Below are 15,465 nucleotides of genomic sequence, written 5' to 3' on the forward strand. Positions count from 1 at the left end.
ATCCAGCATTGAAATGATGCACGGATAAATCCCTTGTCCATGGCGGGCAAGGGATTTTATAATGTAACGGGAGGAGGTGGCATTTTGAAAACACAATGGTCTTTGATCGCAGCTCTTGTTATTGCTTTGTTAACAGCTGTATTTGCGGTTATTAATGTGAACTCGGTTCAAGTGAACCTTCTGTTTAGTATGGTTAGCATCCCTTTGATTCTGCTTATTCTCGGTTGCACTCTTTTAGGTGGACTTATTGTCGGTTCTTTCGGCATCTTCCGACAATACAGGCTTCAGAGAGAGATTAAACGTCTGACTAATCAACTTCATACACTACAAGAAGAGCACACATCCGCAGTGGAAGCATACGCGGATGTGACCTATGACACGACTGGTTCTTCCAGCACGGTGTCTACATCCGACCAAGATCTAGAGCAGCTGTCCTCTAACCCTGATCGGTTGTCCAAATGAGGAGGAGCAACAAATGACGATTCAATTAAATGAGAATTATATGATGACCTTTTTAAATCAGCTACTGAACACGCCCAGCCCCAGTGGGTATACACATCATGTGATGGAGCTGATTCGTAAGGAAGCTGAGAGCCTCGGGGTACAAATCGAATGGAATGCAAAAGGCGGTGCCATCCTGACCCTGGAAGGTCAGGAAACGGGCCGTACGGTGGCGCTTAGCGCGCATGTGGATACATTGGGCGCGATGGTACGTTCGATTACAACGCAAGGTACCCTACGTCTGACATCCGTCGGCGGCTTTATGATGAATAGCATTGAGAACGAATACTGCCTTATTCATACCAGAAGCGGACAAACGTATACGGGTACTATTCTGTCTAGTCATCCATCCGTGCATGTCTATGATGATGCACGAAGCTTTGAGCGCAAGGAGAGCCATATGGAGGTACGGATTGACGAGCTTGTCGAGTCGAAAGAAGACGTGCTTCAGCTCGGTATTGCGGTGGGCGATTTTATTTCGTTCGATGCGCGCCCGGTCGTAACACCCAGTGGATTTATCAAGTCGCGGCATCTGGATGATAAAGCTAGTGTAGCGGCGCTGTTTGGGTTACTGGAATCTGCTGTACATGAAGGCTGGAAGCCTCGACATACCGTTAAATTGCTCATTTCCAACTATGAGGAAGTGGGGCACGGGGCTGCTTACATACCCGAAGGAATCAGTGAGATGATTGCTGTCGATATGGGCTGTATGGGTGAAGACCTGAGCTGCAAGGAAACGGATGTTTCCATCTGTGCCAAAGATTCCTCCGGTCCTTACGACTATAATATGACGACCCGTCTGATTGAGCTGGCCAAAGAGCTGAATATTCCGTATGCGGTAGATATTTATCCGCACTACGGTTCGGACGCTTCGGCTGCGCTAAAAGCAGGCAATAACATCCGCGCTGCGTTGATCGGCCCTGGCGTACACGCCTCCCACGCGATGGAGCGCACGCACAAGCAGGCCGTGGTGAACACTGCCCATCTGCTTGCGGCCTATGTAACAGTTTAATTCGAATGATAAAAACCGACCTGTTCCACTGGAGAATAGGTCGGTGAAGGCTTAGCGAAAGGAAATCACAGCTATGGATCTGAAAAAACTACGTTACTTTATCGCAGTTGCGGAAGAACTGCATTTTAATCGTGCTGCGAAAAAACTGAATATCACCCAACCTCCCTTGAGCCAACAAATTCAAAGCCTTGAGGAAGAGCTCGGCGTGAAGCTTTTGGAACGAACCAAGAGACAAGTTCGACTTACGTCAGCAGGAGCGATATTTTTAGAAGAATCCAGAAACATGGTTGCTCAATTGGAAAGATCCATTAAGATAACACAGCTCGCAAGTCAGGGGAAATTCGGACAATTATCCATCGCATTTGTGGATTCAGCTTCTGGCAGTCTGATGGTTAACGCCTTAAAGAAATTCCGAGAGCGTTTTCCAGATGTGAAGCTTACGTTATTTGAAATGACATCTGCCCAACAACTGAAAGCCATACACGATGGCAAAGTTCATGTAGGCTTCCTGCGCTGTGCAGATCCATCTATACATATCACTTCTCGGCTTTACACCAACGAATCACTCATGGCCGTTCTTCCCCAAACACATCCGCTAGCCCAGCATTCAACCTTGTCTTTACGTTCTTTAGCGGAAGAATCCTTTATCCTGTCTCCGCCTCATATGGGGGCTTCTTTTCATAACCTCATCCTAGACTTTTGCGGACAGCACGGATTTCAGCCTCAAATCGTACAGGAAGCCGTTCAAATGTATACGATCGTTAACTTGGTAGCTGCTGGTATAGGCATCTCCATTGTCCCCTCTTCCGTTTCTGTCTTCCAGCGTTGTGATGTCGTATTTCTTTTCAAGAAGAGTCTCCGTCCATCCCACTTTATACTGCATGGAAAACAGGTGCGCATGAAGCTGCTCTGACTCATTTTCTGGAACTGGTTGAAGAAACAGCTTGTAGCGAGGAATTAGACATGTAAACGACCTTGATTGCATATTTTAACCCGTTTTACTCGGATCACGTTCAACAATACCATTTAAAATACTATCCAATTGTCTCATAACCTGCCCATCTAGCCGGACACCCGCCGCTTTTACGTTCTCTTTAACCTGCTCAGGCTTGGAAGCACCGATAATAGCTGAGGACACTTGCGGGTTTTGTAAAACCCATGCGACTGCAAGCTGTGGTAGCGTCAGACCGCATTCTTCTGCAATCGGTTGAATTTTCTTTACTGCCAGAAGGACTTCTTTACGTAACCATTGTCCAGCCAAACGTTCGAAAAATGGTGACCCTGCTGTCGTAGAAGCTCGTGAACCCTCGGGAAACGGCTTGTCTACTGCATATTTACCGGAAAGAATACCTTGTGCCAGAGGTGACCAAACCACCTGCCCAATCCCTTCCTGCTCACAAGCGGGAATCACTTCAGCTTCAATGACACGCCACAGCATGGAATATTGGGGCTGACTTGCCACGAAAGGGACCTTTAATTCCCTAGCCAGAGCGGCTCCTTGCTTTATCTGCTCTGCTGTCCACTCGCTTACCCCTACATACAAAACCTTCCCTTGCCGAACCAAATCGGATAAGGCCAAAAATGTTTCTTCAAGCGATACGGTTGGATCAAAACGGTGTGCATAATATACATCAATATAATCCGTTTGTAGGCGTCGAAGAGAAGCATGGCAGGCCTCCATGATATGTTTGCGAGACAGCCCTTTATCATTCTGTCCGGTACCCGTGGGATGGAAAACCTTAGTACATAATTCAATACTTTCACGGCGTATTCCCTTTAAAGAATGACCTAAAACTGTTTCCGCCATGGTATCCGAATACACATCAGCGGTATCAAACGTGGTAATCCCTGAGTCTAGTGCAGCATTTACACAGGCTTGCGCTGTGGTATCATCCACTTGAGCACCGTGGGTGATCCAGTTTCCCAATGCGATCTCACTTACCATCAAACCACTTTTTCCAAGTTTACGATATTCCATTTTCAATTCCTCCCCTCCATATGCAATCCATTATACCCACTGTAATTTAATATTAGAAATATATAATTTACTCGCTTTTAATACGAAAAATGTATTAATATCTTGATAAAAAAGCAAGTCCCCCATCCTGTATGGAGACTTGCATTGTATTTTTTAAGATTTACTTTGTTCAATTTGCTCGGCAAGCTCGTTCAGGTAGGTCCAGCGCTCCATTTGGTGCTCCAGATGCTGTTCGGCCTTCGCTTGCTCAGCCATGAGCTCCTGTAGTCGTGCTGAATCACTGAAAGACTCCTCCATCTGTCGCTGGATGCTAGCCAATTTCTCTTCGGCTTGTTCTATCAGCTCATCAATTTGCTCATATTCCCGCTGTTCCTTAAAGGTGAATTTAAGCTTGGCTTTACTTGTCTCCTTGACTGAATCGGAAGGACCCGCAGACTTAGGCGCGGAAGACCGAATCGAGGTATTCGTACCCGGCGAAACGGACGTATTCGCAGAAGATTGAGCATTTTTACTGATCCATTCTGCATATTCGCTATAGTCGCCCACATGTACACGTACCTGTCCGTCGCCTTCAAACGCCAGTATCTTGTCCACTGTTCGATCCAGGAAATACCGATCATGAGAAACGATGAAAACCACGCCCGGAAATTCATCCAGATAGTCTTCCAAAACGGAAAGGGTCTGAATATCGAGATCATTTGTTGGTTCATCCAGCAATAGCACATTCGGTGCGGACATAAGGACACGAAGCAGATATAAGCGCCGTTTTTCGCCCCCGGACAGCCGGGAAATAACTGTCCATTGCGCACTTGGCGCAAACAGGAAACGCTCCAGCATTTGTGCAGCTGTAATAGTCGATCCGTCTGCCGTACGAATCACTTCGGCTTCTTCCTTAATATACTCAATGACACGCAGTGATTCGTTCATTTCCTGATGTTCCTGAGTAAAATAGCCTAGCTTCACGGTCGGTCCCAACACAATACTGCCGGAATCCGGTTCTATACGCTGCGCAATCATTTGGAGCAGTGTGGATTTCCCACTACCGTTAGGACCCAGGATGCCAACACGGTCACCTGGAACCGCAATGTAGCTCAAATCCTGTATCAGCTTACGGGAATCTACCGATTTGGACAGATGCTCGATCTCCAATATCTTTTTGCCCAGACGTGTGGAGGCGACGGACATATCTACAGAACCAGAACGAGCTTCCGGTTGCTGATCCCTAAGCTGCTCGTATCTATCAATACGCGCTTTCTGCTTGGTCGAACGCGCCTTTGCTCCACGGCGAATCCAGGCCAGCTCATTACGCAGCAGGTTCTTCCTTTTTTGTTCCGAAGACGCTTCCCGCTCCTCGCGTTCTGCCTTCAGCTCCAGAAAACGGGTATAGTTAGCCTCATAACGGAAAAGTCGACCATGATCCAGCTCCAGCATAACATTTGCAACTCTATCCAGAAAATAGCGATCATGCGTGATCATTAACAACGCACCACGTCTTTTTTGCAAATACTGCTCCAACCATTCAACGGACTCATTATCAATATGGTTGGTAGGCTCGTCCAGAATGAGCAGCTCGCAGGGTTGGATCAAAGCCGCCGCCAAAGCAACCCGCTTACGCTGCCCCCCAGAGAGAACGCCCATACGAGACTCAAACTGGGTAATCCCCAGCCGGGTAAGTATATTTTTGGCCTCGCTCTCCAGCTGCCATGCCTGGAACGTATCCATTTGCTGACTTGCTCGCAACAGGCGGTTTTGGAGCTCCTCGCTACCCGGATTCATCTCCAGCAACTCCATGGTTTCCGTATATTCGCGTACCGCTTTCATTTCAGGCTGGTTACCGTGAAAAATATGCTGGAGCACCTTCATCTCGGGATCAAACTCCGGATTTTGTGCTAAATACTGAATTCGCACATCGTTATTCACAGCAATATTGCCATCATCCGGCGGCTCCAACCCGGAAATTACTCGTAAAAACGTTGATTTACCGGTGCCATTTACACCGACGACCCCTATTTTGTCACGTTCATCCATACCAAAGGAAGCATCCTCAAACAACATTTTCTCGCCATAGCTTTTCGTTATATGTTCAACGGTCATAATATTCATACGGATTCCCTACTCTTCCCCAATTTTGTGATGCATCTTATTTATTTTAACACAGACACAACTAATGATTAAAAAAACCGTTACCTGAACAAAGTCAGTACGGTTTTTAGCAACAAGATGTCAGGATTTTTGCACCCCGGCTTCACAGCCATGCATAAATAAGTTAGCCGCTAATTCAGCCGTCTGATCCACGTCACATTCGTGGAAATCTTTATTCAAAAAAATATCCATTTTCAGACGTTCCATCATACCAATGAATGCCTTCGCATGAAACTCGGGCTGCTGTACACCCTCTGACGCCAGTTTATTTTTGACCAAATCGGTATAGTCCTGAATAAATCCCCGCATAAACTCCATTAGATCGGGATCACTGTTCGGAGTCATAAAAAATAATTTAGTATGCTGCTTGCGCTTGTAATAGTAGTGCAGATGCAAATTTGCCATCCGCAGCAGTCCCTCTCCCAAAGTACGATTAACTAATGCACCTTGCATTTCGGCTAGGTATTGCTCGCAATCTCTACGTGTGACTGCTGTAAATAGCTGCTCTTTGCTTTTAAAGTACAAGTATACTGTGCCTTTGGCAACTCCAGCTTGTTCTGCAATCTCGGAAATTTTGCTTTCATAAAAGCCCTTGGTGCCGAAGACTGTATAAGCGGCGTCCAAAATGGCTTCATATTTATCTCCGCGTATATCACCCATCTTCGCACCTCCCTATACAATGATTAAGCACGGTCAATTCTAAAACAGTTATTTCCTTGTAACGATCTCCAGCCCCGTGTTCAGAGTATAAAGAAAATACCTACAAGAGCGACCAATCCTCCGAAAATAGAACTAATACTATTCACCCGATCATTACTCATCCAACGCCAGCCCCGCACATAGATCGTCGTTTGTCCACAATGCGAGTCTACTTCTACTTCCCGTCCGCAAACCGTGCAGGAACGCATCATTTGCACCGTAGCACCAAGATAGGAATCAGCAAAGGCCCCGGCGCTGCCGGATATACCTCCAATCAGTGCCCACAGCCATAACGGTAAGCCCGGCGTTCCTATGGCGTGTCCAAAGCCCCATGCACCTATTCCGATCAGTACGCCCCCAGCCAAGGCCGCAGCCGTTCCCAATACAGATACTCCTCCTGAGGTTCCGGGTGCCAACACCTTCCCGTTAAGCACCGAACGGGGCGGCTTACGACTCAGACTGCCAAATTCCGTTGCCCACGTATCGGATGTGACCGTAGCCATGACACCGACAAAAGCCAGTTGCCAGGCAACATGGGGCCATATCGCATAACCCAGGCATAGCAGCATACCTAATCCCCCATTGGCCCATACTTGGCCTGCATCCCGGTTGCCGGTTTTGGCATATGATTTTTCGAGCTCTGCCTTGCGCTCCTTTTTGAACCTCGACAGGAGGGTCGACGTGATAAAGAACAGGAGCAATGTGCCAAACCAGAACAGATTACCCGCCCCATAATACACGGTTCCCATCAGTACAGCCGCGGCAAAGCCAGATAAAGTTAAGGATTTTTTATAAAATGCAGCCCCCGCCACCACAGCAGCACAAAGCAATCCGATGATCCAGTCCATGATATCCCCCCGCTTTTGAAATGAATCTCCGTTTTTTGTTTTTTTGTTCTGTATATTATTGTACAACGCTCAACGCTTATATAAAAGCCGTGTCCCATGCTTTGGCACAGGACACGGCCCTCACAATGCTTATCTACGGGAATCGCTCTTTACTTCCCAACCACCAAAAACATTCCTTTTTTTAATCATCTTCATTGATGCCGTCCATTGATCCGTTTATGCGATGGTGAAGCTTCCCTGACGATCACTCCCCCAGAAAAGCTCAAAGCGCTCCCCGCTCGTTGTAGGTCCTACACCTGCCGGAGTGCCTGTAAAAATGATATCGCCCTCACCCAGCCCATAATGAGTCGCTATATATTCAACGATATGCTGGATGGAAAAAATCATATCCTTAATATGTCCGCGCTGCACTTCCTGTCCATTTTTGAGCAAGAAAAAATCCTGCTGCTCCAGCATGTCCAATTTCTCTAAAGGCAGGAATGGTGTCACGGGAGCAGACGATTTAAACCCTTTGGCAGCAGTCCATGGATGGCCTTTTTTCTTGAGAACACTTTGTACATCACGCAGGGTAAAATCAATGCCGAATGCAAAAGCGTTCAGACACGTATCTGCGGACATGCCTGGTTCGTAATTACGCCCTACAGCCACAACCAGCTCAGTCTCAAAATGAACTTCCCCTTGCCCCTGGGGAAGCTCCAGCGTGGCACCATCCAGCGGCACAACCGCATGAGATGGCTTCAAAAAAATCATCGGTTCTGTGGGAACCTCATTACCCAGCTCCTCCGCATGCAGCTTATAATTGCGTCCGACACAGTAAACATTACGAATTTCTACGTTCATTACGATCCGTCACCCTTCCCGCGTATGTAGCCCAATTGTTTAACGAATAAGTTTACATATATAGTGCCACATCCGGTGCTTGGAAAGCAAAAAAACCTGCTCCCAGCGATCCGGCCAATTAGTACAAATTAACAATTCAGGATGCAATGAGGACAATCTCCGCATAATACGGCGGTCATCCACCGTCCACGCCATGACAGTAATACCACGTCCGGTGAGATCTTTCATCAGGTTTCGATCCAAATGCGGATAGCCCATGGATAAAAAAGAGCATTGCAGCTCCTCCAGTTGCTTCGCCAAATCATCTGGACGCGCGTCGATAATCAATCCGGTACGGATCTCAGGAGCCAGCTCCTTAGCCCGGCGTAAAGCGGCACGCTCAAAAGAGGTCAATACCACCTCTCCCTCCATCCCCCTCATCACAATTTCACGGAGTACGGCTTTCTCCAGTCCCGGATACATATCGCCCGCTGTTTTAAGCTCAATATTGAGCGATACGCGGCCACGACATAAATCCAGTACCTGTGCGAGGGAAGGAATCATTTCTCCACGGTATTCTGCATTTTTCCAGCTACCCGCATCAAGTTGTTGCAGTTCTTTCCAGTCCGAATCCTTTACCCGGCCCTTTCCATTCGTTGTTCGCTCCAGTGTAAAATCATGAATAATCACCGGAACACCGTCCTTCGACAGCTGTACATCCAGCTCAATCCAGTGTACAAACGGCTGCTCCATCGCAAGCTTAAAGGCTGCCATCGTGTTCTCAGGAGCAATCCCCGAAAAACCGCGGTGAGCCACGCACAAATGATTCATCCCCGTTATGACCTCCATCCACAAAGGACTTCCTCATACGATCGTTCCGTCAATTCCCATATTAAAAATTTCTTTCGAACTTCTATTGAGCGCTTACCTTACCATCCGTCCCTATCGAGACATTTCCCGGTGACAGTGCCGCTACTCTCTGCAAAATTTTGCTGGCCTCCGCATCCTTCAATGGGATCGGTTGACCCAGCTCCGCCCGGTAAGGGGTCAGCTTCATGTCGCAAGCCCCATTTCGGGTACAGGTTGCCTGAAATATCGCTGTATCCCAAGTGGCTGGCACCGTTGATTTAGAAAAAATAAAATTGCCTGTGCTATATGCAATCCATTTACCTTTATATTGCTCCATCCCTTGAAGCACATGAGGGTGACCGCCAATGACCAGATCGGCCCCAGCATCAATAAAAGCGTGCGATAACTCGGTTTGATGGGGCTCCAGCGCAGTGGCACGCTCCTTCCCCCAATGGGCAATGACAATGACCAGATCGGCCTGCATTCGTGCCTCACGGATGGACTTCACAATAGCGGTCGAATCATAGGCCCCTGCTACACCGGGCTGTTTGGCGCCCGCATTCCAGTTGGCTTCAGGCATGACCCGTGTAGCCCCCAACAACGCAATTTTGATCCCTTTACGTTCAAAATAGTGCGGCGCATACGCTTCTTTTGCGTTACGTCCGGCTCCAACGTGCGCTATAGCCTTTTCATTTAGATATTTCAGTGTATCCAGTAATCCGCCTGTGCCTTGATCCAAAATATGATTGTTGGCCAAATTTACAGCGTCTATCCCTGCCCCAGCCAACGCAGTTAACGCCTTGGGCGAAGATTTATACACATACGTTTTATTTAACGCACCAACACCATTCGTTGTCACCGGCGTTTCCAAATTGGCAATCGTCAGATCGTCTTTATGAAACAGGTTTCCGAGATATTGATATGGAAAATCAAATCCGTTCTGCTCCAATCGCTGCTCAACTTTACCGGAGAACTGCACATCCCCTACAAAGTGAAGCGTGACTGCCGGGGAAGCGGCTCCGTCCGTTTTGGACCTTCTTACATCTTTCGTCCCTTCCTTATCAGCGGGTGGATCACCATCGGATACCTCCTTATTCGGCGTATCGTTCCCTGCTTCCCCGTCTTTCCCCGAGGATAATTTTGCTCCTGAGGAACTACCTTCGGAAGCATTTGTGTCAGACGTTGTCGCGGGACGACTGCTTGTGTCTGTAGCAGCAGCTTGCTTCGTTTCATCGTCAGCAAATTGCTTATCTACATTGGGGCCTTCGTCCTGTTGTTTATTTGACAAGGCTGTAACATTTTCGCTCACCGAGGGAGTAGTAGAGTGCTCTTCACTAGCAGATCCCGTTTGGATTTTCTTCTTAGTTTGCGAATACCCGGCGTTTTCCGCAAGAGAGCCACTGTTGTCGCGTTCAAATATGTAATAATAACCGAAAAGACCTACAATCATAAACAGCAGGACCAGATTCGTAATGATCCATGCCTTGCCTATTTTTGGTTTTCTTGCTTTCTTCCGACTTTCATTTCTCTGTGATCTGGGAGGGTACATTCTTCACTCCTTCTATGCTATTGCATATGGATGACTTCCTTATTAGCTGGCGAATTTTACACCTTCTCCATTATATATCAAATTTCAATATAAATAGAACCCCTCGCCTGGATCGCGAAGGGTTCATGATCGAACATTTACACCTGTACCTTGACCGCTTCCTGCTGTGCCGTTTGGACGGCATGGGAGGCCCATTCCTTGGCCTGACGGATGCAATCCGGTAAACCGATCGCATCATAGCCAGCGCCCAAAACATATACTCCCGGCATGGCAGTGCGTAACTCTTCTCGCAGATCAGCTATAGCCTGCGGGTGCTCTACCGGATATTGCGGCATGGAATTGCGAAGACGTGTAATTTCCGTGAACAGCGGAGTCGCTGTAACTCCCATCATCTCTTTCAAATCTTTACGTACCAGCGCAATCAGCTCATCATCCGGTAACTCTACAGTTTCTTCAGCTCCTGCTCGCCCTACATAACAGCGCAACAGCACCTTATCGTCCGGGCTGGTATGTAGCCACTTGGCAGACGTCCATGTACAAGCTGTCACGCTGCGTCCTTCTTTGCGAGGAACCAGAAAACCGGAACCGTCAAAGACGTTCTCAATATCTGTTTTATCGAAGGCTATGACCACGTTCGCTACGGATACATAATTAACGGCTTCCAATGCAGCCACATTTACATGATCTCGCAATAGAGGCGCAGCGGCAAAGTTAGGAGTCGTTACAAAAATATCGTCCGCCTCCAGCGTCTCTCCATTGTCCAGCATAACGCGATATGGGCTACCTTCACTTTCCGTTGTCTTTGTGAATTCTGTAACAGCAATTCCGGTGCGTAAATCACAGTCATACAAATCATTCAGCAGCGCATGCACCAAACTTTGCAAGCCTTGACGGAAGGTCAAAAAGGCGCTTTTTTTCGTACCTGTATGCGTTTCAGCTGGTTTTCTTCCTGTCATCATCCCGTGAATGAGGCTGCCGTATTGCTGCTCCACCTCAGCAAATTGTGGGAAAGTTGCCTGCAAACTTAGCGTCTTCATGTTGGCAGCATAGATCCCCGCCAGCAGTGGCTCGGTTACATTTTCCAGCACTTCTTTGCCCAGTCGGCGTTCAATAAAATCACCTAACGCCTCATCTCCCGGTACACGACGAGGCGGAATGACAAAATCCATCATAGCCCGCATTTTCCCGCCCAAAGAGATCAAGCCGCTGCGCAAAAATGGTTTCAGTTCCGTTGGAATGCCCAGCACTAGCCCAGGAGGCATCGGATGAAGCTGTCCTTCATGCAAAATGTATGTCTTTTTAGCCTCAGGGTTCGTACTTACCAGCTCATGATCCAGCTCCAGCTCTTTCGCCAGGTCTATCATGGCCGTTTTACGGGCCAGAAAGGAATCTGGCCCCTTTTCAATTACAAAACCATCTTTATGCAACGTTTCAATTTTTCCGCCCAGCACAGGAGCTTTCTCCACCAGCGTAATTTGAGGTGTATAACCAGCTTCTTTGTACATTTTCCGTGTATAAAAAGCAGCGCTAAGCCCGGTCAAGCCTCCGCCTACAATCACAATATTACGTAATTTTTGCTCCATTATGTCCTCATCCCTTTTTCCATTGGTCTATGATGACATCACTAAGCGTCTCCATATACAGTGGATCACTGTTGAGTGAATCAATGCGCTGAAAACGCATATCCAATTCCTTCGCCAAAGCCTGCGCTTCAATATCCAGATCGTATAACACCTCTAAGTGATCAGAAACAAAGCCAACTGGCGCAGCCAGCACATACTCTACTTGCTCTTCCTTAAGACTGTGCATGGTATCCAAAATGTCTGGCCCCAGCCATGGCTCTGCTGTACGACCGGCACTTTGCCACGTAAACTGCCAGTTTGTAATTCCCGCCTTGTCCGCAACAGCCTGCGAAGTAGCCATTAATTGCTCCACATAGGGATCACCCATAGCCAAAATCCGCTCAGGCAAGCTGTGCGCACTGAATAGAACACGAACCTCGTCCCGCTTGGCTCCTGCTTCTTCAAAAAGCGCCAGTTTTGCGTTCACACGCTCAGTCAGCGTCTTAATCAGCTTTGGGTGAAGATAATAGCTCTCCACAAATGATATGACCAGATCCAGTTCCTGTGCCTTGGCCTCTGCGCGCTTGATATAAGTACCTACACTCATAACGGAATAATGCGGAGCCAACACGACACCCACCGCTGTACGAATGCCATCTTGCACCATCGCTTCCACACCGTCCTCAATAAACGGTTTGGCATGTTTGAGTCCCTGATAACAAACAAATTCAATGCCCGGGTTGCGATTTTCCCGATTTAAGGTTTCCTGCAGGTTTTGAACCTGCCGATCCGTATTCTGACGCAGCGGAAACACACCGCCCACAATGGCTTCATAGCGATCCTTTAATTCCTTTAACTGTTCCGGCGAGGGAGCATTACCGCGACGAATATGTGTGTAATAGGCTTCCACCTGATCCAGACTCTCCGGCGTCCCGTAGGACATGACCAGTACACCCACTTTGGTTTTCATTAGCAGATCACCTCTTACATTTCTAATGTATTAATTCTTTGACAAAACGGAGTGGGAATACTCGTGTACATACTCGGTAAGCTCTCTTAGCTTATCTAGCGAGGCTTCAGGAAATAAGCCGTGACCGAGATTAAAAATGTAGCCCGGTTCCAAGATGCCTTCATCTACAATGGTTTTCGCATACTGCTTGATAACATCAATCGGCGCAGTAAGCACATAAGGATCCAGATTTCCCTGTACACCAAAACCGTTCCCCAAGCGACGACGTCCTTCAGGTATACTTACCCGCCAGTCCAGTCCAATCACATCCGCTTTTATCCCACTCAAGTGCGGGAGCAATTCACCAGAGCTTACGCCCGGAAAATAAATTTTAGGTACATCCATATCAGATAACTCATGGAAAATACGTGTAATGGTCGGCAGCACAAAAGTTTGAAAATCATAAGGCGAGAGCGCACCTACCCAGCTATCAAACAATTGAAAAGCCTTACCGCCGTTAGCGATATGGGCCCGCACGTATGTAATAACCATATCCCCTAGCTTATCCATCAGACGATGCCACAGTTCAGGCTCTCCATACATCATCGCTTTGGTGCGAATATATCCTTTGGAGGGTCTTCCCTCTATTAAATAGCTTGCAATTGTAAAAGGCGCTCCAGCGAACGTGATCAATGGCACGTTCAGCTCACGGTCCAAAATACGGATCGTTTCCAAAATATGACCCAAATCGCGTTCCACATCAATCGGACGCAGATTGTCTACGTCTGCAGCTGACCGGATCGGATTATCAATAACCGGGCCAATATTTTTGACAATATCAAAATCAACCCCTAGCGAGGCTACCGGATTCATAATATCAGAATATAAAATTGCAGCGTCCACCCCAAGCTTGCGCACGGGCATCAACGTCACTTCTGCGGCCAACTCGGGCTGGCGACAAATTTCAAGCAACGTGTATTTTTCTTTAATTTTGCGATACTCAGGGTCATACCTTCCGGCCTGCCGCATGTACCATACGGGAATATGATCCACAGCCTGCTTGCGGCAAGCTCGGATAAAAGTATCATTGTAGGTCATGACTTCAGCCTCCAGTTCGAATCATAAATACTATATTTTAATTATGCCCTTTTTCAAGAGTCGTAACAACCGCCGCTCTCGAACAAACCATGACAAACCCATGACATTTGGATAAAGTTTCAATGAAGTGTGCTATACTAGAGAAATGGCTTTTTTAAAGCTCCGGGGAAGTTATACATTGATAAATATGATTACAACAGGATGAGAATGGCAGAAAGGAAGTGAAAGCACATTGAAAACGTGGGAGACGTGGAAAATCAATCTCATTGTGCTTTGGTTCGGTCAGTTTCTGGTCAATGCGGGTATTACAATGATTACTCCGTTCCTCGCCCTGTATCTGGCTCAAGACCTTCATGTAAAGGGAGAGCACGATATTGGTTTATGGGCCGGAGTTATTTTTGCCGCTAACTTTTTGACCTCATTTATGTTCCAGCCTTTGTGGGGCAAGCTGGCTGACCGATATGGACGTAAAGTCATGCTGCTTCGCTCGGGCTTCGGTATGGCCCTGGTCATCGGATGTATGGGTTTGGTCACCCACCCATGGCAACTGCTGGCGCTTCGCCTGCTAAACGGTACGATTTCTGGTTTCAATCCGGCTTCTATTTCCCTAGTGTCGGGTACCACCCCCAAAGAGCGAACCGGATTTGCTATGGGGATTATGCAATCCGGTCAGATGGCTGGCACGATTCTCGGCCCTCTGCTAGGCGGATTTTTGGCTGACTGGGTCGGATTCAGACCGATCTTTTATATTACAGGCGCTTTAATTTTTATAGCCTCGCTCATCGCAATGTTTCTGGTTAAAGAAGATTTCAGCAAAGCCGAAGCCGCACGCACTCCGCAAATTTCGGTTCTTGCCGGATTAAAGGAGCTAAGCCATACGCCCCAGCTTCCAGCTTTGTTCACCGTAACGTTCCTGCTCCAGTTTGCCATGATCAGTACGGTATCTTTGCTGCCGTTATATGTGCAAAAGCTGTATGGGTCGGCAGAAGGAATTGCGCTGATTGCCGGTTTCGTTACGGCCATTACAGGCGTATCCAATATGGTTGCTGCACCGCTCCTTGGAAGATTGAGTGACAAGATAGGAGCGCACAAGATCTTGACCATCGCACTGCTCGGAACGGCGGTTATGCTCATTCCGCAGGCTTTTGTCAATGAAGTGTGGCAACTTGTCATTATCCGTTTTTTCATGGGTGTGTTTATGGGCGGTCTGCTACCAAGCGTAAATGCGCTGATTCGCACGTACACACCGGAAGGAATGGAAAGCCGCTCTTTCGGCTTCAATACCAGTTCGCTGGCGCTCGGGAATATGCTGGGTGCTGTCATTGGCGGGGTGCTATCCGGGTTTATTGGCATCGAAGGACTGTTCATCATGTCAGGTGCCCTGCTGATCGTCAACATAATCTGGGTACGCATGAAGCTTTATGATCGTAAGGCTACGCCTGATTTCAGGTAAGATAAC

General features: G+C 47.7%; 14 protein-coding genes. 4 read left to right on the forward strand and 10 right to left on the reverse strand.

All coding sequences use genetic code 11. From position 1 onward, the window contains the following. The first annotated feature begins 39 nt into the window (after positions 1-39). The 3 genes from AC6EJC_RS09800 to AC6EJC_RS09810 all read left to right on the forward strand — a co-directional run bounded on the left by AC6EJC_RS09800 (position 40) and on the right by AC6EJC_RS09810 (position 2,426). Entirely contained in the window at positions 40-462 is a 423-nt protein-coding gene (locus AC6EJC_RS09800; protein WP_444953809.1) for a LapA family protein, read from the forward strand. A 13-nt stretch (positions 463-475) separates the two neighbouring features. After that, positions 476-1,513 carry a M42 family metallopeptidase gene (locus tag AC6EJC_RS09805; RefSeq protein WP_444953810.1) on the forward strand — a complete coding sequence of 346 codons (1,038 nt, stop codon included), beginning with the start codon at positions 476-478 and terminating at the stop codon, positions 1,511-1,513. A gap of 73 nt (positions 1,514-1,586) precedes the next feature. Then, positions 1,587-2,426 carry a LysR substrate-binding domain-containing protein gene (locus AC6EJC_RS09810; protein ID WP_444953811.1) on the forward strand — a complete coding sequence of 280 codons (840 nt, stop codon included), beginning with the start codon at positions 1,587-1,589 and terminating at the stop codon, positions 2,424-2,426. A gap of 75 nt (positions 2,427-2,501) precedes the next feature. Here AC6EJC_RS09810 and AC6EJC_RS09815 read toward each other — a convergent pair whose 3' ends face one another. The 10 genes from AC6EJC_RS09815 to hemE form a co-directional block, all read right to left on the reverse strand. Continuing rightward, positions 2,502-3,491 (reverse strand): aldo/keto reductase family protein, encoded by a 990-nt coding sequence (locus tag AC6EJC_RS09815; protein WP_444953812.1) that lies wholly within the window; start codon positions 3,489-3,491, stop codon positions 2,502-2,504. Positions 3,492-3,644: 153 nt separating this feature from the next. Then, positions 3,645-5,594, reverse strand: a complete 1,950-nt coding sequence (locus AC6EJC_RS09820; RefSeq protein ID WP_444953813.1) for an ABC-F family ATP-binding cassette domain-containing protein — start codon at positions 5,592-5,594, stop codon at positions 3,645-3,647. 120 nt (positions 5,595-5,714) lie between these two features. Further along, positions 5,715-6,293 (reverse strand): TetR/AcrR family transcriptional regulator, encoded by a 579-nt coding sequence (locus AC6EJC_RS09825; protein ID WP_444953814.1) that lies wholly within the window; start codon positions 6,291-6,293, stop codon positions 5,715-5,717. Between the two features lie 80 nt (positions 6,294-6,373). After that, positions 6,374-7,180, reverse strand: coding sequence for a DUF92 domain-containing protein (locus AC6EJC_RS09830; protein WP_444953815.1), 807 nt, complete (start codon positions 7,178-7,180; stop codon positions 6,374-6,376). Between the two features lie 216 nt (positions 7,181-7,396). Beyond that, positions 7,397-8,020, reverse strand: a complete 624-nt coding sequence (locus tag AC6EJC_RS09835) for a fumarylacetoacetate hydrolase family protein (RefSeq protein WP_444953816.1) — start codon at positions 8,018-8,020, stop codon at positions 7,397-7,399. Positions 8,021-8,059: 39 nt separating this feature from the next. Continuing rightward, positions 8,060-8,830, reverse strand: coding sequence for a glycerophosphodiester phosphodiesterase (locus AC6EJC_RS09840; protein ID WP_444953817.1), 771 nt, complete (start codon positions 8,828-8,830; stop codon positions 8,060-8,062). Between the two features lie 82 nt (positions 8,831-8,912). Then, positions 8,913-10,397 carry a CapA family protein gene (locus AC6EJC_RS09845; protein ID WP_444953818.1) on the reverse strand — a complete coding sequence of 495 codons (1,485 nt, stop codon included), beginning with the start codon at positions 10,395-10,397 and terminating at the stop codon, positions 8,913-8,915. Positions 10,398-10,534: 137 nt separating this feature from the next. Beyond that, entirely contained in the window at positions 10,535-11,980 is a 1,446-nt protein-coding gene (gene hemG, locus AC6EJC_RS09850) for a protoporphyrinogen oxidase (protein WP_444953819.1), read from the reverse strand. A gap of 7 nt (positions 11,981-11,987) precedes the next feature. Then, entirely contained in the window at positions 11,988-12,929 is a 942-nt protein-coding gene (gene hemH, locus AC6EJC_RS09855) for a ferrochelatase (protein ID WP_444953820.1), read from the reverse strand. Between the two features lie 30 nt (positions 12,930-12,959). Continuing rightward, positions 12,960-14,006, reverse strand: coding sequence for a uroporphyrinogen decarboxylase (gene hemE / locus AC6EJC_RS09860; RefSeq protein WP_444953821.1), 1,047 nt, complete (start codon positions 14,004-14,006; stop codon positions 12,960-12,962). 232 nt (positions 14,007-14,238) lie between these two features. On the opposite strand from hemE, the gene AC6EJC_RS09865 reads away from it, so the two are divergent. After that, positions 14,239-15,459, forward strand: a complete 1,221-nt coding sequence (locus AC6EJC_RS09865; protein ID WP_444953822.1) for an MFS transporter — start codon at positions 14,239-14,241, stop codon at positions 15,457-15,459. The last annotated feature ends 6 nt before the right edge of the window (positions 15,460-15,465 follow it).

Source organism: Paenibacillus sp. TY11 (assembly GCF_059772165.1).

What these genes read in the sequence shown, in the direction of transcription:
- hemE (WP_444953821.1), bottom strand. Translation starts at nt 14,006, where the DNA reads ATGACCTACAATGATACTTTTATCCGAGCTTGCCGCAAGCAGGCTGTG.
- AC6EJC_RS09805 (WP_444953810.1), top strand. Translation starts at nt 476, where the DNA reads ATGACGATTCAATTAAATGAGAATTATATGATGACCTTTTTAAATCAG.
- AC6EJC_RS09845 (WP_444953818.1), bottom strand. Translation starts at nt 10,397, where the DNA reads ATGTACCCTCCCAGATCACAGAGAAATGAAAGTCGGAAGAAAGCAAGA.
- AC6EJC_RS09810 (WP_444953811.1), top strand. Translation starts at nt 1,587, where the DNA reads ATGGATCTGAAAAAACTACGTTACTTTATCGCAGTTGCGGAAGAACTG.
- AC6EJC_RS09840 (WP_444953817.1), bottom strand. Translation starts at nt 8,830, where the DNA reads ATGAATCATTTGTGCGTGGCTCACCGCGGTTTTTCGGGGATTGCTCCT.
- hemG (WP_444953819.1), bottom strand. Translation starts at nt 11,980, where the DNA reads ATGGAGCAAAAATTACGTAATATTGTGATTGTAGGCGGAGGCTTGACC.
- AC6EJC_RS09835 (WP_444953816.1), bottom strand. Translation starts at nt 8,020, where the DNA reads ATGAACGTAGAAATTCGTAATGTTTACTGTGTCGGACGCAATTATAAG.
- AC6EJC_RS09830 (WP_444953815.1), bottom strand. Translation starts at nt 7,180, where the DNA reads ATGGACTGGATCATCGGATTGCTTTGTGCTGCTGTGGTGGCGGGGGCT.
- AC6EJC_RS09820 (WP_444953813.1), bottom strand. Translation starts at nt 5,594, where the DNA reads ATGAATATTATGACCGTTGAACATATAACGAAAAGCTATGGCGAGAAA.
- AC6EJC_RS09825 (WP_444953814.1), bottom strand. Translation starts at nt 6,293, where the DNA reads ATGGGTGATATACGCGGAGATAAATATGAAGCCATTTTGGACGCCGCT.
- AC6EJC_RS09815 (WP_444953812.1), bottom strand. Translation starts at nt 3,491, where the DNA reads ATGGAATATCGTAAACTTGGAAAAAGTGGTTTGATGGTAAGTGAGATC.
- AC6EJC_RS09800 (WP_444953809.1), top strand. Translation starts at nt 40, where the DNA reads ATGGCGGGCAAGGGATTTTATAATGTAACGGGAGGAGGTGGCATTTTG.
- hemH (WP_444953820.1), bottom strand. Translation starts at nt 12,929, where the DNA reads ATGAAAACCAAAGTGGGTGTACTGGTCATGTCCTACGGGACGCCGGAG.